The following is a 17,215-nucleotide window of genomic DNA, read 5'->3' on the forward strand; positions in this document are numbered from 1 at the left end:
ACTCTCAGGCAGGCCTTGTCGTCATCGTCAGTGGCAAGCGACACCGCCTGGTCAGTGCTCAGTGCTTTCTGGGAGTTGCCAGTCGGGTCATCATGAGGCGATAATACGTCCTGCGTCGACGCTCTTGTCGACGTAAGGGGGACGAGAATCGTGGATCGCCGTCTTTTCTATGCTCACACCTTGCCCGATCGGCCCGAAGCCGACTGGGGGCGAATCGCCGGGGCGTGGCATGACGTGGGTAAGTATTCAGACGCATTTCAGGCGTATTTATCAAGCAATGGGACAAGGCGACGGCGTAACGAAGGGCGATCCTCCGCTCGCCCACTCGGCTCGCGACGGCATTCCGGTGCAGACGTACGTCGACCATGTTCAGAACGTCTGTTGCGGTACGGCATCGCGTTCGGCTGAGATGCTGTGTCACGCCGCGAGTCCGCCGCCGTGGCTCACAGACGAAATAGCGGCAGCGGCAATGTGGCATGATCTCGGCAAGCTTGACAAGACCTTTCAATCGCTCCTTCGAGGCGATGTGAGCAAGATGTCTGAGGATGACTACGTCGATCACATCGATGCGGGCGTCGCCCACTTGATGGCGTCGAGTCATCCGGTTGCTGCGTGGATTGTCCGTGCCCATCACGCACCCGGCCTGCCCGCCTACACGCGGCACTTCGGGTACCGTGGACGCGGCCGAAAGCTCCGCGGTCGTCGCAACGACGAAGTCGACCGTGAAAAACACATGGCGCAGGAGCAGCGAACAGACAAACGTCTTCATGAATATGTCACGCTGCACCGTTCCGTCATGTCGGACAGTTCGACTCCAGCCCCTGTCGCGCTTTCGGATTCGGAAGCGGCGCATGGGCTTACGATGCGGCTGGCGTTGTCGTGCCTCGTCGATGCCGATCATGCCGATACTGCTCAGCACTACAGCGGCATTGCCTTTTCCAAAGGAGCAGAAGCCCCACGGTGGGCAGAGCGTCTTGAACAACTCAAGGCGTACGTTCACGGTCTGCCCGCTGGCAAGTCGCCTGAGGAGTGTGAGCGAAACCGCCGCCGCCGTGACGTCTTCGATGCGTGCCTCGCGAGCGAACTCGATGATCCACTCGTGGCGTGCGAGGGACCAGTCGGCATCGGCAAGACGACCGCGGTCGTTGCTTACCTGATGCGACAGGCGCTGCTCCAGACGCCTGAGCAACGCCGGCTCATCATCGTCGCCCCGTATGCGAACATCCTCACGCAGACAGCCCGGACGCTTCGAGAGGTATTGGTCTTGCCTGGCGAGCGCACCGAGGATGTCCTGGTAGAGCACCATCACCGGGCTGACTTTCATTGCGAGCGGGATCGTGACCTCGCAGTGCTGTGGCGTGCGCCGATCGTACTGACGACGGCGGTAAGCTTTTTCGAGACACTCTCGGCCGCCAATCCCGCCACCTTGCGAAAGCTACATTCGGTGCCGGGCAGCGCTGTTTTTGTGGATGAGGCGCATGCCGCGCTTCCAACGCACTTATGGCCACAGAATTGGAAGTGGATTCGTGAGTTGGCTGAGTCATGGAACTGCCGCATCGTGATGGCCAGTGGTTCGCTCGCCCGCTTCTGGGAAGATCCACAGATCGTTGACGAGCCGCGCCGGTTGCGGGAACTCATGCCCGCGCCCCAAGCGAAGGACGCTCAGGCCGCCGAGCAGCAACGAGTTCGCTACTCGACACTCGCCTCATCCACGAGCGGCGGCTCAGTGCTAACGGTGGCGGAACTAATCCAGCACGTCCTGAATGCCCACGGTCCGCGGCTGGTGATCCTTAACACGGTGCAGTCGACGGCGGTGGTCACGAGGGCAATTCGGGATGAGATGGGTGCGGATAGAGTCCTGCACCTTTCGACCGCACTTACCTCACGATCGTGGACGAGCATTGAAGCGGGTTGAAAAGAAGCTGTCGAGCGACGCCGACGATTGGGTGCTTGTGGCGACGAGTTGCGTTGAGGCGGGGGTCGACCTGTCGTTCCAGGCCGCCTTCCGTGAACGCTTCGCCGCAGCGAGTACGCTGCAGACGGCAGGCCGCGTCAACCGACATGGCGAACGTGGTCGCGGAGAGGTCTTCGACTTCGAGTTGGTAGGTAAGAAACGTTACGCAACACCCAGCGGCCAAGCTCTCGGCGCCCGTACTGAGGGATCTGATGGCTCTTAACGCGTTGAACAAGCGTCCGTCGGCGAAAGTCGTCACGGAGGCAATGCGTCGCGAACTGATGGAGAAAGGCGGGCTCGGCCATAGAAAACTCGTGAAGGCGGAATCCGAGCATGACTATCCGGCGGCGCAGGAAGCGGGACGCGTCATCACGAGTGACACGCGACTCGTTGTGGTGGACGCACAACTTAAGGCAGATTTGGTGGAGGGGAAACCCATCGGATTCCGGCGCCTGCTATCAGGCAGCGTGCAGCTATGGGCGGAGCGGATCGAAGAGCTCGGACTAGCCCAAATCGAGGGTCGCATCGAGCTTTTTAAATGGAGCGACGGCAAGGAGGACTACGACGCCGACTTCGATGGCATAATGGCCGGAATATTGAGGCTTCGGGCGTTTCTTGATGCAAGTGGTGGAGTTATCTAGAACCATGCTCTACTCCGAGTCCGACCTACTCCCGATCTCCGCCCTGCAGCACTTGCTGTTCTGCGAACGCCAGTGTGCGCTGATTCATCTCGAGCGGATGTGGGAGGAGAATCGCTGGACGGCCGAGGGGCAGGTGCTGCATAAGAAGGCTCACGAAGGTAAGCCCGAGACGCGGGATGGGGAGCGGATCTCGCGGAGTTTGCCGTTGCGATCGTATCGCCTTGGGTTGTTCGGTGTGGCCGACATCGTGCTTTGGCGGCCTCCACCTGGATCGAAAGGTCGCGCGAAGACACTGCGCCAAGCCCCGCGCTGATGGCTGCCGCAGCGGCCGCGGGGGTGTCGATCTCGATGCTCTCGGAGCACGGCCGATTCCTTGCCTCGATCGTCGGTTACACCTCGGGCAATGTCCTGCTGCGTCGAGAACAGTATCGTCGCGCAGACGACACGCAACAGACGCTCGCCCTGGCGCGAGCGTTTGTCCTGGGCAAGGTGGTCAACTGCCGAGCCGTATTGCTCCGGGCGGCCCGCGACGCAGGCCAGGAAGAGCGCAAAGAAACCCTGGCCGCGGCGGCCAAGCGTTTGGCTGGCCGATTGATCGAGATCAACCAAGCGAGCTCTGTTGATATCGTGCGAGGTCTGGAAGGTGAAGCTGCCACGCAGTACTTCGCCGCGTTCCCACACTTGTTGACTCGTCCCGCGGTTGAGTTTGAGTTCACCAAACGAACGCGCCGCCCTCCCACCGATCCGATCAACGCCCTCATGTCCTTCGTGTACTCGCTCTTGTTGCACGATGTCCGGTCGGCCTGCGAGGCAACCGGGCGGGATGCTGCAGTCGGCTACCTGCATCGAGATCGCCCCGGCCGCCCGGGGTTGGCGCTCGACCTGATGGAGGAGTTTCGTCCCTACTTGGCAGACCGCCTGGTGTTCAGTCTCATCAATCGAGGTCAGGTTTCGCCCAGTGGCTTTCAAACACAAGAAACGGGCGGCGTGGTAATGGACGACGCCACTCGCAAGCGAGTGCTGGTAGCCTGGCAGGAGCGAAAACAGGAGGAGATAAAGCACCCGTTTACCGGCGACCGCATGACAGTCGGCCTGCTGCCGCACCTGCAAGCGAGGATCCTGGCCCGCCACTTACGCGGCGACCTGGATGCCTATCCCCCGTTCGTCTGGAAGTAAGAGATCGCGCAGTGTATGTTCTGGTAACCTACGACGTGAGCACGAAAACACCTGCGGGCCGCAAGCGACTCTCGCGAGTAGCAAAGATCTGCCTCGACTTCGGGCAGCGGGTGCAGAATTCCGTTTTTGAAATGAAAGTCGATCCCGCTCAGTGGACTACCTGTAAGTCTAGGCTCCTGGAAACGATCGACGATTCGGTAGACTCACTGCGGTTTTACTATCTCGGCAGCAACTGGAAACGCCGCGTGGAACATGTGGGCGCGAAGCCTACCTACGACGTGGACGGTCCGTTGATTGCTTGAAAGTTGACGGGCATTTGGATAAGACCAGAGTAGACCGCGAACCCGAAGCGCGCGCACCCCGCCTGACAGGCTCGCGAATTCTGTAACTGCCGTCTCCCCTGCGACTTAGGATCTGCCTGATGTCGGACCTTCTCAAGCGACTCTTGCCAACTCGCCGGTTCGCGAAAACGACGCTCTTACTCCAGTGCAGGCAAGCAGTTACGATGGCGGTATCGCCCCCTCACGGGGGCGCGGATTGAAACGGATGCAGCGGAGATCACACGTGCTCGAACTGGATATCGCCCCCTCACGGGGGCGCGGATTGAAACCAAACGTGTCGCCCGCCACGCAAGACTGCCGGGCCACATCGCCCCCTCACGGGGGCGCGGATTGAAACACTGTGTTAACGCTGGGCGGCTGAGTTCGCCACATCGCCCCCTCACGGGGGCGCGGATTGAAACGCTGCGAGCGCTCGCCCTTCGATCTGCGTATAAATCGCCCCCTCACGGGGGCGCGGATTGAAACGCAATCGACCGCTGCGGACTACTAGAAGCGATGACATCGCCCCCTCACGGGGGCGCGGATTGAAACAACGTCAGTATCTCCGACAAGTCGCCCGGCTTGGGATCGCCCCCTCACGGGGGCGCGGATTGAAACAAGGCCCTGCTGTCGGGCAAATACGATCCGAACGCGATCGCCCCCTCACGGGGGCGCGGATTGAAACAAACATAGGCACCTCGTCAAATGACGGGTGGGTCAATCGCCCCCTCACGGGGGCGCGGATTGAAACATGTGGGACCGCGAGGGCGCCACCGATGGCGAGATCGCCCCCTCACGGGGGCGCGGATTGAAACCACTTGCGGCATCTCGAGGTGGTGGTAGCGCGAGATCGCCCCCTCACGGGGGCGCGGATTGAAACATCGGGCTCAAGATGGTCGCATCGCGACTGACATCATCGCCCCCTCACGGGGGCGCGGATTGAAACCTCGAAGCCGAACTGGCTGGACTGCAGGACCGAGATCGCCCCCTCACGGGGGCGCGGATTGAAACGTTGCCGCCGCGGCCTGAGTCAGGGCGGGCAGCATCGCCCCCTCACGGGGGCGCGGATTGAAACATAGCCAGATCGAATTCGTCGTAACGCAAGCCGAGATCGCCCCCTCACGGGGGCGCGGATTGAAACGGCGCTACGGTGCTGGCCACTATCCCGCTCAACATCGCCCCCTCACGGGGGCGCGGATTGAAACAGCACGGGCGGCCCTCAACTCATCATGCACTGCATCGCCCCCTCACGGGGGCGCGGATTGAAACTCTCCGTGGGGCAATAAAAAAACGCAGGGCGCCTCATCGCCCCCTCACGGGGGCGCGGATTGAAACTCGACATGGCGAGTTGTCAGCTCGCAAGGCGTCTTATCGCCCCCTCACGGGGGCGCGGATTGAAACTCCGCCAGCTTGCCGCGAACGTCTCGCAGCGCCATCGCCCCCTCACGGGGGCGCGGATTGAAACGCCCCCAGCTTGATCAGCGTACTCTTGACCTTATCGCCCCCTCACGGGGGCGCGGATTGAAACAACAAGCAGACCGGCGAGCTGGTCTGTGGTCACCATCGCCCCCTCACGGGGGCGCGGATTGAAACACTTTGAAGTGGCTCGGGGGTGAGCGCTCACCCATCGCCCCCTCACGGGGGCGCGGATTGAAACCGACGGCGACAGCGCTTGCTCGCGTTGGGCTGGCATCGCCCCCTCACGGGGGCGCGGATTGAAACAAAGACATCGCCAGCGAGTTTAACCGCATGAGCGCATCGCCCCCTCACGGGGGCGCGGATTGAAACCAGTCGGCGTGTAACCGTCGATCTCGGTTATCACATCGCCCCCTCACGGGGGCGCGGATTGAAACCATCGGGATCGCGACGGCAGTGTAACGGGTTGGAGGTGTAGGTCGAGGTGTATTCGCGAGCAAACGTCTCCCGGTGTTATGGGGGCAACAAAGAAAAACCACTACAAATCAAGGGGTTTTTCCGATTGTGAGGGCTTGAGCACCCACAAAGTGATGTGGGGGGGTTTGTCGCACCCCCCGAATGGTTTAGTCAATAAAACAAGGGGTTTCACCACTTGGGTGGGACCAAAACGTTTTGGGTTTTGGGCCAATGAATCGATGTAGGGGACAAAACCCCGGTTTTGGGCCAATGGATGAAAATCGGGGAACTACGGCTACGGACACAACTTGGGGACAAAACTCCCCAGCGGAACGGGCGGCCCGTGGGCGGCGCGATGGCCTGCTAGCACTGGCTGCGAATTGGGCTGGGAGCACCGCGGGCGTTCTCATACACTCTGCCGCCTGTGTGTTTTGTTATTTCGTTTTTGCCCGGCCAAGGATTGCCCCCATGCGCTCGATTGCCATCATCAATCAAAAAGGTGGCGTTGGTAAGACAACCACCGCTGTGAACCTGAGCGACGGCCTCGCCCGGCAAGGGAAACGCGTGGCGCTGGTGGACCTCGATCCTCAGGCGCACGCGACGCTGCACTTGGGCATCGACCCGCGGAGCGCGCGGAACACGACCTATCACCTGCTGACCGGCGACGCCGAGTTTTCCGGCATGTGGCGCAGCGTGGATAACGGTCTGAAAGTGGCCGCCGCGCACCTGGACCTGGCGGCCGCAGAAGTGGAACTGGCTGGCGTGGTGGGGCGCGAAGCGATCTTGCGCGACAAGCTGGCCAAGGTGTCCGACGACTTCGACTACTTGATTATCGACTGCCCCCCGTCGCTCGGACTGCTGACGCTCAACGCCCTGGCGGCCGTGGAAGACGTGTTTTTGCCGCTGCAACCGCACTTTTTGGCGCTGCACGGGTTGAGCAAGCTGATGCAGACGGTCGGCCTGGTGGCCAGCCGGTTGAACAGTCGGTTGCGAATGGCCGGCGTGGTGCTGTGCTTGTACGAGTCGGGCACGCGGCTGGCGAACGAGGTGGCGGGCGACGTCGAGGAGTACTTCGACCACCTGCGGACCGAAGGTCCCGTGTGGGAGCACGCGCGGCTGTTCAGTTCGCGCATCCGGCGGAACATCCGCTTGGCCGAGGCCCCGAGCTTCGGCAAGTCGATCTTCGGCTACGACGGCTCCTCAGCCGGCGCCCAAGACTACCAGGCCCTCACCAGCGAGGTGCTGTCGTACTACGCCGGCCGCAAGCTAGTCGAGTCGCCTGCGAGCCTGCCCCGGCAAACGCAGCCGGGCCTGATCGAGCACCGCGACGCGGCGTAGCGTGCTGTAAGTCCAAGTGACGACTCGATCCTGGAGTCATTCCGACGGGAGCTCCGCGACCGAGGAATCTTGCTTGCACTACGTGGATGGAGCGATTGAGGGCAGTTGGCGGATCGAGCTTTTCGCGCATTTTCATGGCGTGATGGTCGGGCCACGTAGATTTCTCAGTCGGTTAGCCTCCTTCGAAATGACACAGCGGCGCACCCCCTCTCGCGCCCGGGCTGCTATCACTCGCGTTAAACTTTGCGGGCTACGGAAAGTCTGTCCGTTACCGAAGGTCTTCTCGGCGTAGCGGTTGATCGGCCTGCGGGTGTCCATTTTGCGTCCGGTTAGCGCGATTATCGCGACCGGCGCGCTTGGAGGGACGATGGATGGTGTTAGGAAGAGCCGCGCAGACCCCTAGGGGTTCGACTACCCGTAAAGTCGATCCGGTGGGCCATCCAGGGAAGTGATGGAAAGTCTGATTGCGACTCGTGCACCCGCACACCAGAACCCGCGCCATCGGCGTGGGGCCGCGAACCTATAAAACGGAGTTTAGGAGGTCGCTCGGATGATACGTTCTCGTTTAACAGGTCTGCGCACTTGGGGGGCATTCGTGCTTGCGTTGGCCGGTGGTTCGATCGCCACAGCGCAAACGGCCCAAAACATGTGGCCATACCCTCAGACCGCACAGCACTCAACACCACAGCAGTACGGTCAGTATCAACAGACTGCGCCGCCTGTGCAGCCGCAAACGGGTCCCTACACGGTGACCACGCCGCCTGCGCAACAGCCTTACCCGCAGGCGCAGGCTTACACGCAAGGGCAGACGGCCGCGGCCTACACGCAGCCTCAGGCAACGCAGCCCGTGCAGCAACAGCCCAGCTACCACGTAGCGCAGTACCAACTGCCCAACTACCAGGCGCCCGCGCCTGGTCAGCGTTACGCGATGAAGGACGAGGCTCAGGAGCAACCCGAGTCGGTTCCACCCCCCGCGCCCACGGCCGAAGCCCACTCGGCTCCCGTGCAGCACGGTGGCGGCTACCCCACGACGGGTGATCAGCCGGCTGGAGACTGTAACTGCAACCAGGTGAGCACCGGCAGCTGGGAAGGCTACGTGCAGGCTCCCGCCGCTTCGTACGCTGGCTGCAACGGCACCTCGTGCTACCCCGACTGCGACTACGGCGGATTCGGCGGCGCAAGCTGCCACGCTGGCGGCTTGGGCGGCAAGCTGGGCGCCGACTGCGGTTGCCCCCGTCAGTGGTTCTTCGGCGTGTACGGGCTTTTCATGACGCGTGACAACCCCAGCTACCACAAGTTCGCCGCGAGCGTCGACGGTACGCCTGCTGCTTATCCTTACTACCCCACGCAGGACACGATCATTCTGTCGACCGACGACATCGAGCCCGACTGGCAGTGGGGCGCCGAGGTTCGCTTCGGCAGCACCTTTGGTCGTCCGCGTAACTGCGATCCTTGCGGAGGTTGCTGTGGTCAGCGTCCCTGTGCCTGGGAAGTGGTCTACTGGGGCCTGGCGGAAGACAGCCAGATGGCGCTGGCAACTGACATCCTCGGCGACACCGACCGGATGTACGGCCTGATCAACTACGCTGGTTTGAACTACGACCTCGATGGTTCCGGCGGCGGTACCTATGCCGATCGTCCCCTGAACGACTACATCGACTACGGTTCGCCAGTTCAAGACCCGACCACCACGGCTGATGACGTGCGACTGCTGGCCGTTCGGGTGCGCTCGAACTTCAGTGCCCAGAACCTGGAGCTGAACTTCATTCGCTTCCCAGTTGCTGGTTGCGGTGGAGGTTGCAACCCTTGCTGCCCCTCGCCACTGAGCGTGAACGCTCTGTGTGGCGTGCGGTACCTCAAGATGGACGAAGACTTGTTGTACGATGCGTTTACCACGCCGGGTGGCGACCCAGGCGGCGGATGGGTTCCCGACGCCGGTATGCCTTCGTCGTACCCTGGCGGGTTCCCCGACACGATGCCCAATAGCATCTTCCACGACATCAACGTCGACAACGAGATGGTCGGTGTTCAGTTCGGTGGCAACATCAACTACCAGGTTGGTTGCAAGGTAACCCTGTTCTGCGATTCGAACATGGGCATCTACGGCAACCGCATCAGCAGCTTCCAGCGTGTATGGGCTGGCGGTGCTGGCGAAGTGTCCTGGGTGAACAGCGGCAACCCGGTTGCGGTGCGATCCGACAAGACGGACGTTTCGTTCCTGGGTGAGATGCGTGCCGGTGTTGGCTACCAGGTTAGCTGCAACTGCCGCTTGACGGCCGCCTATCGCGTGATCGGTATCACCGGCGTCGCGCTCGCTGGCGAGCAGATCCCTACCGACTGGTCGAGCCCCGAGTACGTCGGCATCATCGACTCGAACGATTCGATCGTGCTGCACGGCTTGCAGACCGGTGTGGAGTGGAAGTACTAAGAGTTCAACCCCCGGTGAGCGGCACATGCCGCGCCGCTCGCCTGCGATTCCCCCACGTGGTCGCCCCCACGACCACGTAACCCCCAACCCCGGCGACTTCCCCCTCCTTGGAGTCGCCGGGGTTTCTTTATGCGCCTATGGTGACTAGCCCCGTCGTTTACGGCGGGGTGAACTGGAACGCAACGCTCCTGCGGTCGAGCCATCGACTTCCATATCAGTCGGAGCGTGACCGAGACCGCAACCAAGCCGTGATTCACGCTGAGCAAGGCGCGCATGACGCAGGATCTCAAAATGTAGAGCAGAGACTTCATGGTTTGGAGAAGACTAGTTCGCGCGAATTCGTCATTCCGTCCACGCCATCCACATATGACCAGCAGTGAGTCACGGAGTTTCGAGACTTGAGACGCGGCCTCATTGCGGTCTCGGGCATACTCCGGCTGATGGAGTGCCGGTTCCTCGACCGCAGAAGTTGGTTCCGCGAGCCAACCCGGCGTAAACGCCGGGTCTATGTTGCTGACCTATGGATTCGCGCTCAACGCTTCTCCATGAGGCGTGCACCGCGACCACGGCTCTGCTCTAATGAGGGCGCACACCCCACAGCCTCCCACCCCCGACTTCCCGAGCCATGCAACGCTTCTTATTCCTTTGTTGGGTAGCCGCCTGCATTTCCAGTACCTGCACCTTCGCCCAACCAGCGGCGGTCGCGCTGCCCGAGGGGATCAACGACAGGTTCCTCGATCCGGAGATGAACCCCGAAGAGTGGACCGAGCGGTTCGAGCGCGACGGGCGCGAAGCCTACGCAGCGCGGAACCAGATCCTCGATGCCATTGGCCTGAAGCCCGGCATGCGGGTGGCGGACGTGGGAGCGGGCACCGGGCTGTTCACGGTGCTGTTCTCCGACGCGGTGGGCGAAGAGGGGTGGGTGTTCGCAGTCGACATCGCGCCGAAGTTCATCGAGCACATCGCCAACCGCGCTCAGGCGGCCAGCATTGACAACATCACACCGGTGCTGTGCGACGAGGACTCGGTGAACCTGCCCGCCGAGTCGATCGACGTGGCCTTCGTGTGCGACACGTACCACCACTTCGAACATCCGCGAAAGACGATCGCCTCGATCCTCAAGGCGCTGCGTCCCGGCGGGCGGTTGGTGGTGGTCGATTTCATTCGCGAGGAAGGTATCAGCAGCGAGTGGACGCTCAGTCACGTTCGCGCTGGCAAGGAGGTGTTCAAAGAGGAGATCCTCTCCACCGGTTTCGAACTAGCCGACGAGCCACAGCTCAAGGCGCTAGAGGAAAACTACCTGCTGGTGTTCCGCAAGCCAGCAGGCAAGAAGCCGTAGCGCGTCTTACGGCAGCGGCACTTCTTCGACTTCCGGTTCGCCGGTAAAGATAAACTTCACGCCCACGATTGCCACCGCAGCCACGGCCAGCAGAATCAGCAGCCCGCGCACGGTGAACCGGCCTCGCCAGCGGGTGGCGAGCGCCAGCGCCGAGCCCACCAGCACCAGCGACCAGTAGGGCACGATGAATCCATTGCCGCGGAGCCAGTAGGTTTCGCCCATCATCACCACCCCGTCGCCTCGCTCCAACGTGGGCGACACGACGTACGTTGCGTAGTCGAGTTCGCCGAACCCGCCGCGTCCGGTGTGCTGCGACATGTCGTCGGCGGGAAACGAACTGGTATCGTCGACCGCGCGACTCTTGAGTTGCCACTTCCAGTCGCCAGCAGGGCCTTTCCACTCAAACGTCATCACGGCCACCCCGCCTTGTTTGCTGGCGACGATCAACGAATCGCCCCCCGGCGCCCAACCCTCCAGTCGATCGGCCGCGTAGTAGCTCCGAATCCATATGACCAGCAGCACCGCGGTGGCAACACCAAACAGAATCGTCGAGGCCAAGCGTAAGCGTTTCATGATGGGGCGACTTTCGAGCTTTGAGAGTTTCCGACTCCCAGTAGGACGTGCCGTACGAGACCGAGTTCCATATCTCCCCGACGAATTCGGGAATCGTGCAACGAGATCGCGCACACTTCAGTCGAAAACCATGTTGGTTGGGGATCGTTATCAATCCCAACAGAAGCGCCAGTAGTTCGATTCTAGCAACTGAGCCGCGAGTTTGGATATCGAATCGCATCTCTGGTGAACTACATCGCCGCAGTACCAAAACTGCTCCCAAGCCAAAGCCAGGGCGGCTTCCTTGTCCTGGGGAGGACGGTTCACAATGCATTCGAGCGTGTCGCTCGACGCGGCAGCGATCTCCGCGCCAAACAATCGTTGCCAGCGTGCAAAGAAAGCACAGTGCACCACGGCGTCGGGGCAGTCGTTCCAGTTGCCGAATCGCAACATGGCTGGCAAGTGCCACGGCTGGTCAATCTGAGCGAACCCCATTTGCACCTTTGGCTTCGTTCTGTTCGTCGCCTCGTCTCGGTGCAACGAGATGGCACCCGGCGCAGCCGTTTGATCGGGCCAACTGCCTAGCACCTGCTCGGCGTCGAACGAGTACAACTCTTGCTCTTCCCTCCGCGTCGACATCCAATTGGCCAGGTCCAATGAAAGCGAACGCTGAACAATCTCGCTCGGCGCGCGGCCCTCGAAGTTGGCGATCGCCTGCAGGCACAGCAGCGTGTCTTCGTCACCGATCAGAAAGGGGTATTCGCCACTGCTGCGGTACGATTCGCGCTTCAGTTCGAGTAGCTCAATGGCTTGAGCACCCGCAATCTCCAGCGTGGAATACTCCATGCCTGCCCCCACAGGTTTCGAACGAGCCTCTTTGACGACGAGTGCGCCGTCTAATGTTTGGCGACCGACCTGTGTATCAACTCTAACCCGCTGCGTACTGCTCTGCGTAGTCGAGCACCCAGCGTTCAATGAGTTGCCGAAAATCGTCCAGGTCGGCGTCGTCCAGTTTGGTGTAGTGCTGGCGGTTGAAGTTCTCTTTGTTGCGGACCGCGCCTTTGGCGGAGATCTCCAACACGTGATAAGAGTTGTGGGTGCCCACCAAGACCTGCAAACGGCTATACGCGTTGCGACGCTTGCCGGCCACGATCTCCAGGTCGTCGCGACTCACCGCGCCGCCCCAGCCACTCTCGCCCACCAGCGTTTCGTATTTGAAGCCCGGGAAGTTATCGGCAAGTTGTCCGAGGCACGCTTCGATGTGATCAGAAAGTTCCAGGCGATAGTTCGAATGCAGCCGGCGGTACTCTTCTTCGCTGAACGCCTTTGCGGCTTCTCGCTTCTCGCGCTCGCTGCGCGTGCGCATTCCTCGGTCGGCAGCGAGTTGCAGGCGTTTGCGAAAATCCATGACGGGTGGCACTCAGCGATCGGCGTGCAGCGATTAGTTGGTGAGACTGCAATTCTACGCACTTACCAGAGCGCCGACTAGGCGCATCAGTTCTGTTGGCCGCCCTCGTCGGACTGGTCATCGTCCTTCTTCTTCACGAATTGCAGCAGATCGCTGAAGCTGCGCATGGCTTCCTTGCCTTCTTCCATCTCTTTGGTGATGGGAACCACCTCACGCTTGGCTCGTTTTTCGTACGAACCGTGCCGTTCGCGGGGGCGTTCGTCCCGATTGCTCCGCCGGCCCCGCTTGCCGCCCCGTTCGCGGCGTTCGCCTCGACCTCCGCGGTCGTCGCGCTTCGCGCGGGGTGGACGTTCGCCTTCTGGCTTCTGGGAGGCTTGCTCCCCTTCGCCCGACGATGGTTTGCTCCGCCGGCGTGGTTTGCGACGCGAGGTCTTCTCGGGCTTCGGGCGCTCGGTGCCTGGCTCGATCATGGTCAATGCCACGCGGCGGCGGTCGGTGTCGATGGCCGTGACCCAGCAATCGACCTGATCGCCCACCGAAACCACTTCGTGCGGATCGCGGACAAAGTCGTTCTGCAACTGACTCACGTGCACCAGTCCGCTGTCCGACAGTCCCACGTCGACGAACGCGCCGAAGTCGACCACGTTGAGCACCGTGCCGCGCAGTTGCATGCCAACTGCCAGGTCGTCGAGCTTCACCACGTCGCGGCGAAACACCGGCGGCGGCAAGTCGGCTCGCAGGTCGCGACCCGGCCGTTCGAGCGCTTCGATCAACTGCCCCAAAGCGTGCTCGCCCAGTTCCAGCTTGGTGGCCAGCTCCGCGCGGTCGCGATCCTTCAGCGACTCGGCGAACGTCGAGGCCCAACCCGGCTTGCCGACTTGCTCCAGTGCGATGCCCAACTCGGCAAGCAACTTGGTAGCCGCTTCGTAACTTTCCGGGTGCACCCAAGTGGTGTCGAGCGGGTTCTCGCCTTCGTCGACTTTCAAGAAGCCGGCCGCTTGCACGAAGGTTGCCTCGCCCAGTCCTTTGACGTCTCGCAGCGACGAACGCGACTTGAATGGACCATGCTCGGTGCGGTGTTCGAGGATTCGCCGCGCGACGAGTTGGTTGAGTCCCGCGACGTTGCGAAGCAGCGCGGCGCTGGCCGTGTTGACGTCGACGCCTACGAAGCTCACGCACGATTGGACCGTCTGGTCGAGTGTCTCTTTCAGGTGCGCCGGCTTGGCGTCGTGCTGGTACAAGCCCACGCCGATGCTGGCCGGGTCGATCTTTACCAACTCGCTCAGCGGATCCTGCAAGCGCCGGCCAATGGATATCGCGCTGCGGTCGATCGCCTCGCACTCGGGAAACTCCTCGCGACCAATAGCGCTGGTGGAGTAGACGCTCGCGCCCGCCTCGTTGACGATCACGTACTGGATTTCGGTGTCGGCCAGGTCGGTGGAGAGCAGATCGCTCACCATGTTCTCCGTCGGGCGGCAGGCCGAGCCGTTGCCGATGGCAATCACGTTCGGCGTGTGCTCGCGGATCACCTCGAGCAACTGCGCGCGGGCTTCGGCCGTTTTTTCTTCCGAGCCGGTGATGTTCACCAGCCCCAGGGCCATCAGATTGCCGTGCTCGTCGATCATCGCCAGCTTGCAACCGTTCTTGTAGCCCGGATCGATCGCCAACACGCGACGCCCCGGCACGGGCGGCTGCAGTAATAACGCCTTGAGGTTGCGGGCGAACACCTCCACCGCGTGTGTTTCGGCCTTGTCGGTCAGCTCGCGTCGAGTTTCGCGTTCCAGCGAGGGAATCACCAGTCGCTCGAGCGAATCGCGCACGCAACCCTTGAGGAAATCGGCGTGCGCGTGGTCGGGCCGCACCATCAGCTCGATGGCCAACTGCTCAATCGCCGCCGTGTCCGACTCGATGCCCACCCGCAGCACCTTGGCCTTCTCGCCACGGTTGATGGCCAGCACGCGATGCGGCGGCACTTTGGTAACGGGTTCGCGGTACTCGAAGTAGTCCTTGAACAGCGGGTTCTTCTTGTGGTCGTCGGAGATCTTGGTCGAGGTGAGCTTGGCAGTCTTGCGGAACAACTTGCGGACGCGCTGGCGGAGCTCCACCGACTCGCTGAACCGCTCGGCCAGAATATGCCCCGCGCCCACCAAGGCGAGCGCGGCTTCCTTGATGCCTTTGTCTTCGTTCACGAAGTCGGCCGCGCGGGCGTCGAGGTCCATGGCCGCGGACAGTTCGCCGCTGATCTCGTCGGCCAGCGGTTCGAGGCCTTGCTCGCGTGCCTTGGAGGCCAGCGATTGCTTCTTCGGCTTGAACGGCAGGTACAGGTCCTCGAGCCGCCTGAGCGTCTCGGCCGTCTCGACCTGCTTGCGCAGTTCCTCGGTCAGCTTGTTCTGCGTTTCGAGCGAACGAAGAATCGTGCCTTTGCGCGCTTCGAGTTGGCGCAGTTCGTCGGCCGCGGCGCGGATCTGTTCGATCTGCTCCTCGTCGAGCCCGCCGGTCTGATCGCGGCGATAGCGCGTGATGAAGGGAATTGTGTTGCCATCGTCGAGCAGCTCGACCGTGGCGCGCACCTGATCGGCAGGTAGCTTCGTCTTACGAGCTACCCGGGCGAAGTCGATTACAAGCGGTGAATCCATGAAAAGCCTTGCGTCAGCAAATCGACGCTTGTCGCCGTGATGGGCGACCTGGGAGCCACGCTGGAAGCGGGCTCGAAACGGGAGATGGTAGCGGTGTTATCAACGGACTTATCTATGCGACCGATGGATGGTGGAGGTTTGCTAGCAGGGTGGATTCAATCAAAAAAGGTCCATCTACATCAAGCCGCGTCATAGTTAACGATGCTATCAACTGGAAGCGCTGTCGAGCATTGTGGTTTGCCCAGACCCGCGCTGTCAAGAAATCGTGACAGCAGCGCCAGCGGTCGCGAAAGCAGATTTCCGCAAAAGCGATTCATTTTGCCATATGCGTTAAACCTGCCCAGGGTGGAATCCCGATGAAGAACGAGCCGGAACGAATCTGGCTCTCTTCTCCCCCCATTGATGTTGTGAAGGATCACACCCATGAACGCCACACGACTGCGAGTCTATCACGGACCCGACACCGCGAATACGCCTGAGTCCGATGAAAATCGCCTTTGCGAGCAGGATACGGTGACCGTGAAGGCCGAGGAGATCATCCCTCTGTTGGCCGATGCCTACGCTAGTCGCCGCACTTGGCTCGCGGACTTCGCCGACGACGAAGTGACTGTCTCCGCCGATCTGTACGAAGTGCTCGTGGCCTACCGGTTCTTCAACCGCCCCGCCTGATTTCAGGGCCCTCGTGGGTCTCAGAGTGGTTGGCGGCGCAGTCAAAATGAGTGCACTAGAAGTGCATCGCGTGTCTAAATGGCGGCGCGTGCCAATTCTGTGTGTTTTTGTAAGTCGTTTTAAATAAACGACTTGCGTGTATTCTGGTCTCCCAGCTGGTGTTGCTGGCACTGTGGTTGCCTTATTGGTTTGGCATGACCGGCCAAGCCGGAAACCACAACCCGCAACATCCTGAATTGGGAGACCCAACCATGACACGCACGACCACCCTCACCACCGCGTTTGCTTTGACCCTCGCCGCATTGCTGGCCACCGACGCCTCGGCCAAGCCGAAAGCGTACCTGGTTGGCGGGAATGTCGCCCCGGCGATTCAGCCTCCGATCACCAATCCGATTTATCTGCCGAAGTTTGGCTTCCAGAGCTACAACCTCAGCGGAGTCGGCGAGCGAGTGACCTTCGTCAACTGCCACGGCATCGCCCGCAACTTGGGCCTGGAGCCGGGCGATACGATCCTCGCCATGAACGGCATGCCGCTCACTTACCACGGTGCGTGGAATCAGGCCCTGACGCAGGCCGTGTACCAGGGCGGGCACGTGACCCTGGCCATCCGCGACATTCGCAGCGGCGCAGTGGTTTACCGCTCGGCGTTCCTGGGCGGCGGCCCCGGCCCGATGCCCGGCCCGATCACTCCGAAGTCGGCTCCCGTGACGCAGAAGTTCGTGCAGCCGCCCGTCCAACCTGCTCCGATGCCGATCGGCGTCCCCGGCCCGATCACCTCGAAGTCGGTGACCAACAATAACAACCTTTCAGCCAACAACGGCCTGAAAGTTAACTCCCAATCGCTCAAGCAGTTCGGAAAGCTGCTGAAGATTGGCGAATAGT

Annotated in this window: 15 protein-coding genes and 1 CRISPR repeat array; of the genes, 11 read left to right on the plus strand and 4 right to left on the minus strand. The window is 61.6% G+C overall.

From position 1 onward, the window contains the following. The first annotated feature begins 277 nt into the window (after positions 1-277). The 9 genes from ACQK2L_RS08380 to ACQK2L_RS08420 all read left to right on the plus strand — a co-directional run bounded on the left by ACQK2L_RS08380 (position 278) and on the right by ACQK2L_RS08420 (position 11,068). Positions 278-1,915, plus strand: coding sequence for a DEAD/DEAH box helicase (locus ACQK2L_RS08380; RefSeq protein ID WP_425396492.1), 1,638 nt, complete (start codon positions 278-280; stop codon positions 1,913-1,915). Continuing rightward, entirely contained in the window at positions 1,902-2,177 is a 276-nt protein-coding gene (locus tag ACQK2L_RS08385; RefSeq protein ID WP_425396493.1) for a hypothetical protein, read from the plus strand. The genes ACQK2L_RS08380 and ACQK2L_RS08385 overlap by 14 nt, the downstream gene beginning before the upstream one ends. Then, a complete protein-coding gene (locus tag ACQK2L_RS08390) occupies positions 2,167-2,595 on the plus strand; it encodes a hypothetical protein (RefSeq protein ID WP_425396494.1) in 429 nt (142 codons plus the stop codon). Before ACQK2L_RS08385 ends, ACQK2L_RS08390 begins: the two co-directional genes overlap by 11 nt. Before the next feature lie 4 nt (positions 2,596-2,599). Continuing rightward, positions 2,600-2,908, plus strand: coding sequence for a CRISPR-associated protein Cas4 (locus ACQK2L_RS08395; protein WP_425396495.1), 309 nt, complete (start codon positions 2,600-2,602; stop codon positions 2,906-2,908). Then, on the plus strand, positions 2,908-3,771 hold the full coding sequence (gene cas1c, locus ACQK2L_RS08400) for a type I-C CRISPR-associated endonuclease Cas1c (RefSeq protein ID WP_425396496.1): 864 nt from the start codon (positions 2,908-2,910) through the stop codon (positions 3,769-3,771). The genes ACQK2L_RS08395 and cas1c overlap by 1 nt, the downstream gene beginning before the upstream one ends. Before the next feature lie 11 nt (positions 3,772-3,782). Further along, positions 3,783-4,073, plus strand: a complete 291-nt coding sequence (gene cas2, locus ACQK2L_RS08405) for a CRISPR-associated endonuclease Cas2 (RefSeq protein ID WP_425396497.1) — start codon at positions 3,783-3,785, stop codon at positions 4,071-4,073. 211 nt (positions 4,074-4,284) lie between these two features. Next, positions 4,285-5,944: a CRISPR direct-repeat array (repeat unit 31 nt; unit sequence ATCGCCCCCTCACGGGGGCGCGGATTGAAAC). Between the two features lie 487 nt (positions 5,945-6,431). Beyond that, entirely contained in the window at positions 6,432-7,301 is an 870-nt protein-coding gene (locus ACQK2L_RS08410; RefSeq protein ID WP_425396498.1) for a ParA family protein, read from the plus strand. Positions 7,302-7,851: 550 nt separating this feature from the next. Further along, a complete protein-coding gene (locus ACQK2L_RS08415) occupies positions 7,852-9,729 on the plus strand; it encodes a hypothetical protein (protein WP_425396499.1) in 1,878 nt (625 codons plus the stop codon). A gap of 625 nt (positions 9,730-10,354) precedes the next feature. Next, positions 10,355-11,068 (plus strand): class I SAM-dependent methyltransferase, encoded by a 714-nt coding sequence (locus ACQK2L_RS08420; RefSeq protein ID WP_425396500.1) that lies wholly within the window; start codon positions 10,355-10,357, stop codon positions 11,066-11,068. Positions 11,069-11,074: 6 nt separating this feature from the next. Here ACQK2L_RS08420 and ACQK2L_RS08425 read toward each other — a convergent pair whose 3' ends face one another. From ACQK2L_RS08425 to ACQK2L_RS08440, 4 genes are all read right to left on the minus strand, one after another. Further along, positions 11,075-11,641 carry a hypothetical protein gene (locus tag ACQK2L_RS08425; RefSeq protein WP_425396501.1) on the minus strand — a complete coding sequence of 189 codons (567 nt, stop codon included), beginning with the start codon at positions 11,639-11,641 and terminating at the stop codon, positions 11,075-11,077. Between the two features lie 150 nt (positions 11,642-11,791). After that, positions 11,792-12,466 carry a DUF4253 domain-containing protein gene (locus ACQK2L_RS08430; protein ID WP_425396502.1) on the minus strand — a complete coding sequence of 225 codons (675 nt, stop codon included), beginning with the start codon at positions 12,464-12,466 and terminating at the stop codon, positions 11,792-11,794. Between the two features lie 82 nt (positions 12,467-12,548). Then, a complete protein-coding gene (locus ACQK2L_RS08435) occupies positions 12,549-13,028 on the minus strand; it encodes a hypothetical protein (protein WP_425396503.1) in 480 nt (159 codons plus the stop codon). Between the two features lie 86 nt (positions 13,029-13,114). Continuing rightward, positions 13,115-15,664 carry a Tex-like N-terminal domain-containing protein gene (locus tag ACQK2L_RS08440; protein ID WP_425396504.1) on the minus strand — a complete coding sequence of 850 codons (2,550 nt, stop codon included), beginning with the start codon at positions 15,662-15,664 and terminating at the stop codon, positions 13,115-13,117. Positions 15,665-16,087: 423 nt separating this feature from the next. On the opposite strand from ACQK2L_RS08440, the gene ACQK2L_RS08445 reads away from it, so the two are divergent. Then, positions 16,088-16,333 carry a hypothetical protein gene (locus ACQK2L_RS08445; RefSeq protein ID WP_425396505.1) on the plus strand — a complete coding sequence of 82 codons (246 nt, stop codon included), beginning with the start codon at positions 16,088-16,090 and terminating at the stop codon, positions 16,331-16,333. Positions 16,334-16,584: 251 nt separating this feature from the next. Then, positions 16,585-17,214: a hypothetical protein gene (locus tag ACQK2L_RS08450; RefSeq protein ID WP_425396506.1), complete on the plus strand. Its 630-nt coding sequence runs from the start codon at positions 16,585-16,587 to the stop codon at positions 17,212-17,214. Position 17,215 lies beyond the last annotated feature (1 nt).

Origin of the sequence: Aeoliella sp., from assembly GCF_965227375.1 — a bacterium.
Classification (GTDB): domain Bacteria; phylum Planctomycetota; class Planctomycetia; order Pirellulales; family Lacipirellulaceae; genus Aeoliella.